Below are 4,468 nucleotides of genomic sequence, written 5' to 3' on the forward strand. Positions count from 1 at the left end.
AAAAAAGCTCCAGATTTCTCTAAAGCTTTTTTAGTAGCGAGAAGTATCGAAATATCTAAAATAACAAAAGTATAATACTAAAACCTGAAAGCTAATTTATATCTTCGCCAACATTCAAATATTTCAATTTCCTTGCTAATTGGATATGCAGAATCAAAAAGACCTTCATGTGTTACAATTAATAAATCCGTCAATTTATATGAAATCAATTTTACCCATTATTCTTTTTTTACTTGGAATTAATGCAATAGCGCAGGTTCCTAATGCAAATAATCGAGCAAGAATATCTGGAGATACAGGAGATATGCTAACCATAGAAGAAGGCAATGGAACAGATAAAGATTATAACGCGGGCTATTATCAGCAAGATGGAAAGTATGGTTTTGTTTATCCGGAAAATGTCAGGCAAAAAACGATTTATGATATAATTCAGTTTGCGTACAATAATTTTATTATAAAAAAAGATGGCCTATATGGTATTGCGGATAGAAAAGGTGTAATTATCGGAAAAATTGAATTTGACAGTATTGGTAGTATTTCGCAAAGCAATGTTTTTATTGTTAAGAAAAAAGGAAAGTACGGAAGCATAACTCCAGACGGAAAACCAATTCTTTCTATAAAGTACGATAAAGTTCTTTATACCGGCACTCAGAATCCGGTATCGTTTGTAGAAAATAAAGATGGAAATGTATCCCTGATATTCAATAAAGATGAAAAAACTTTCCCTCAAAAAATTGATTATGCAGAAGTATACGCTAATCTAACCATATTGAAAGTAAACGGAAAATTTGGGGTCATCAAGGATCAAACTATAATTCCTTTTGAATATGATAGTATTTACGTTCCAGTTGCTGAGGGATACAATAATTTTAACAAATCTAAAAAAGTTAAAAAAATTAATCCTTTTGCTTTTGAATATTCAAAGCTGAGTAAAACGGTTAATTTAATGACTATTCAAAAAGCTGGAAAAGTGGGATTAGCAGACCTTAATTCTACTATTATCTATCCGGCAGATAATGATGCTATAAATAGTGTTGAAATGAAAAGATACTATACGGTAAAAAAGAATAATCTGTATGGAATTTACTTTATGGATTCGGGCAAAAAAACCGAAATCGAATTTGATCGTGTTTATGCTGATGGCACTGGATATGTTATGGCTGATAAAAACAGAAAAGGTGGTGCGTTTAATATGAAAGGAGAACAAATTATTCCGTTTGAATATGACCCGGAATTTATTGCCCAATATAGTTTTGGTCTAAAAATCACTAAAGACAAGAAAAAAGGATTTACAGACAAGACCGGTAAAGTAATCATTCCTCCATTGTATGACGATGTTGACTCATTTTATGAAAGTGGTATGGATCATTTCATAAAGGTCAAATTAGGCGAAAAAGTAGGAGTTATTAATCTTAAGAACGAAACAATCATTCCTGTAAATTTCGAATGGATAGGAGAGGAAAATGGCTTTTTTAAAGTGGTTACACCTGAGCCAAATCGAAAGTTTGGACTTTACAGTAAAACGGGAAAGCTAATTGTTCCTGCAGAATACAATTGGATTACGAATAGTGAAACGCAGGACAGTAAAATAACTGTTTTAAGAAAAGATGATAATTCGTATAATTTTTTAAATCAGAAATCAGAGCTTATTTTTCCTCAAAATATTAGCGACTATGGTTATGTTTTAGATCAGGAAAAATTGCTTAATCCTCTTGATGTAAGAGGAAAATCTTTGTTGTTTGTAAAAGGAAAAAATGGCAAATGCGGATTGCTGAACGAAATAACAGAAGTGTTAGACGTACCAATGGCTTATGATCAGATTATTCAGCGTTTTCAAAGCGAAAAAAACATTTATTACAGCGTTAAAAAAGGAAAAAAATACGGACTTATTAATGCTAAAAATCAAGAAATAATTCCATTTCAATACGATTTTATCGACGTAAGCTTAATACAGTCCAACTATAATGACTTAAGTGATATTTCGTACAGCGTTGTAGTAAAAAAAGAAAAAAAGTTTGGAACGGTAAGTTTGAAAAACCAAGTACAGATTCCTTTTGTTTATGATGATTTACAGAGAATTTCAGAAAATGGACTTTTTAAAGCTAAAAAAGGAAAAGATTATCAGATTATAAATTCGAAAAATGAAGTGTTAAACAAAGGTCCGTTTGATCAGGTTGCTAATTTCGAACAGCAGGATGGTCGCGGAACGGTGTTGAAAGCATTAACATTTTATAATAATAAAATGAAAGTTGTAAATGAAAAAGGAAAATTTCTTTCGACCGAAATCGCCATGACTCCACATGAGGGTTATGTTACTTTTGATGATTTAAAACAAGCATTAATTAAAGCCCTTGATAGTCCGGATGATACACTTTTAAAAGATTTTGCAAATAAAATAGCACCATCTGATCATCTTTTGTATTTTTTCAAAGAGAATTTATTTAACAAGACATCCCTGGAATTTACAGATATAAAATATATCAAAGAAAAATACTATAATGACTTGTTAGAATTTAAAAATTCACGCTGGAACAACAAGTCCGGTTTTGGTTATAACCATAGCTCACTAACAGATTTTGCTGATTATACTTGGGAAAAAGAAGGTTACGTAACCAATGTGAGAACCAGAGATCATGCCTTTGGTGATACTCGTTTTATGGAAAAAGTTTTACGAAATGCAATAAAGGTAAACGGTTTTTGGATTAGTACTTATTTCATGACACGTTCATTTGAAAATCGTTAAAAGTATTTCTTTTAAAGAAGTTGCGTCTTAGGGAAATTTATAAAACCTGAATTTTTTTCGCTCTCTAATAGTCATTAAAAAATGCGCAAATATCTCTGATTTTGCGCATTTTTTCATAATTTAAGCATTTCTCTAAAACGCTTTACGTTTCTTCCCTGATGTATTTTCTGTTCCATAAATGAGATTTAGTTTTCCGAAGTTCAAAGATAAAGCCATTCGGATTAAAAAAACTGAATTTCCAAGATAAAAAAATATCCCGTAAATATTCTTTTTGTAAGATATTGTATCTAAATATTTATCCATTTGAAAGAATGGAATTTTGCTTTTAAATCTTTTCACTGCTAGCGAGAATGTCACCTCATGAACGAAAGTGTCCAAAACAAAAAAAAGCTCCAGATTTCTCTTAAGCTTTTCTTAGTAGCGGGAAGCATTCAAATATCTAACCAGATTACTTTCGATTATTACGCAATTTATATGTTTAAATTACATACTTGATTTTGTGTTTTTGTAAATTACGGGTGAATCCAATCAAAATCGATTAAGTGACCTAAGTTGTCAGTTAGTCTATTGTCTGGATTTGATCGCAAATATTTTCCATTAGCCCCATTAACGACTAGAACTTTTTCTCCAACATTCCAAGAACATTGACTGTAATTCCATATCCAAGTGGTGGCAGTGTTGTTATTAGTTTCTAATATTGAAATTGCTTCTGATTTAGTTTTTTTTATTGCTCTAGAAGTTGAGCTTTCGCCTACAGTATGAAAAGCGTAATGTGTTATAACATTGTTGGAGTCTTTCCATATCCCAGAAATTCTAAATTGTCCCATAGTTTTTTAATTTAATAATTTATAATCAAATTTAAGTCGTGTAAAAAAATATAATTTACGGAAAACCGTAATTGCAATATTTTTCTTTGGAGGAAAATAATATTAGTAAATAAGATCATTTTTTTCTTATGTTAATTATTTAATAATTTGTATAACATTTTTGATATATATGTCAAAAATGTTATATATTTGCTTTATAAAATTAAAATACAGTTTGGGGTATGAGTAGTGATGATTTGTTTAAGATACTAAAAGCTGACGGATGGGAACTCGATAGAACAAAAGGAAGCCACCATATTTTTAAACACCCGGAGAAAAAAGGAATAGTTGTGTTGCCTCATCCGAGAAAGGATATTCCGAAAGGCACGGAAAACAGCATTTTAAAGCAAGCGGGACTGAATTAATTCAGTCTCCGACTTGTGGGGATCATTAAATACGGAAAACCATAAACTAAATCAAATAAAATAATTTTTATAATAAAAGGAAGAAGTAAAAATTAAATCAACACCTCGAGTTAAATTTAACTTGGGATAGGACTTGTATATAATAACAAACCGCATAAAGTGTTAGAATATTCAGGTTTTAAAATACTCGAATAAATATTCGAAAAACAAATTGTAAAATTATTAACCACTAAAATTAAAAAACTTGGAAGAACAAGTAAATTTAAAACTCCAAAAACTTAAATAGGAAATTAAAAATTATAAATTAATAAAAAAAAAAACCAATAAAAAATTTTAATAAGGCAATCAAAATAAAGATTGAAAAATTATGCGAAGAATGCTTATTGGGGACAACCAAAAAATGTACTGGGTGAATAAGTAGAAGCCGAAGGAGGTACAATTAATTAAAGGTTGGAAACGGGGGCGTAGAGGAAAGGAGTGTAATCATCGGTGGT

The 4,468-nt window shown here is 30.3% G+C and carries 3 protein-coding genes; 2 read left to right on the top strand and 1 reads right to left on the bottom strand.

Going from position 1 to position 4,468, the window contains the following annotated elements; all coding sequences use genetic code 11:
- Positions 1 to 199 precede the first annotated feature (199 nt).
- Positions 200 to 2,743, top strand: coding sequence for a WG repeat-containing protein (locus tag DCO46_RS22285; RefSeq protein WP_165829083.1), 2,544 nt, complete (start codon positions 200 to 202; stop codon positions 2,741 to 2,743).
- Positions 2,744 to 3,255: 512 nt separating this feature from the next.
- Here the strand turns inward: DCO46_RS22285 and DCO46_RS22290 are convergent.
- Positions 3,256 to 3,570 carry a DUF3892 domain-containing protein gene (locus DCO46_RS22290; RefSeq protein ID WP_116754660.1) on the bottom strand — a complete coding sequence of 105 codons (315 nt, stop codon included), beginning with the start codon at positions 3,568 to 3,570 and terminating at the stop codon, positions 3,256 to 3,258.
- 221 nt (positions 3,571 to 3,791) lie between these two features.
- Here DCO46_RS22290 and DCO46_RS22295 point away from each other — a divergent pair, with 221 nt between their 5' ends.
- A complete protein-coding gene (locus DCO46_RS22295; protein WP_116754661.1) occupies positions 3,792 to 3,974 on the top strand; it encodes a type II toxin-antitoxin system HicA family toxin in 183 nt (60 codons plus the stop codon).
- The last annotated feature ends 494 nt before the right edge of the window (positions 3,975 to 4,468 follow it).

Origin of the sequence: Flavobacterium sp. HTF, from assembly GCF_003105115.1 — a bacterium.
GTDB lineage: Bacteria > Bacteroidota > Bacteroidia > Flavobacteriales > Flavobacteriaceae > Flavobacterium.

What these genes read in the sequence shown, in the direction of transcription:
- DCO46_RS22295 (WP_116754661.1), top strand. Translation starts at nt 3,792, where the DNA reads ATGAGTAGTGATGATTTGTTTAAGATACTAAAAGCTGACGGATGGGAA.
- DCO46_RS22285 (WP_165829083.1), top strand. Translation starts at nt 200, where the DNA reads ATGAAATCAATTTTACCCATTATTCTTTTTTTACTTGGAATTAATGCA.
- DCO46_RS22290 (WP_116754660.1), bottom strand. Translation starts at nt 3,570, where the DNA reads ATGGGACAATTTAGAATTTCTGGGATATGGAAAGACTCCAACAATGTT.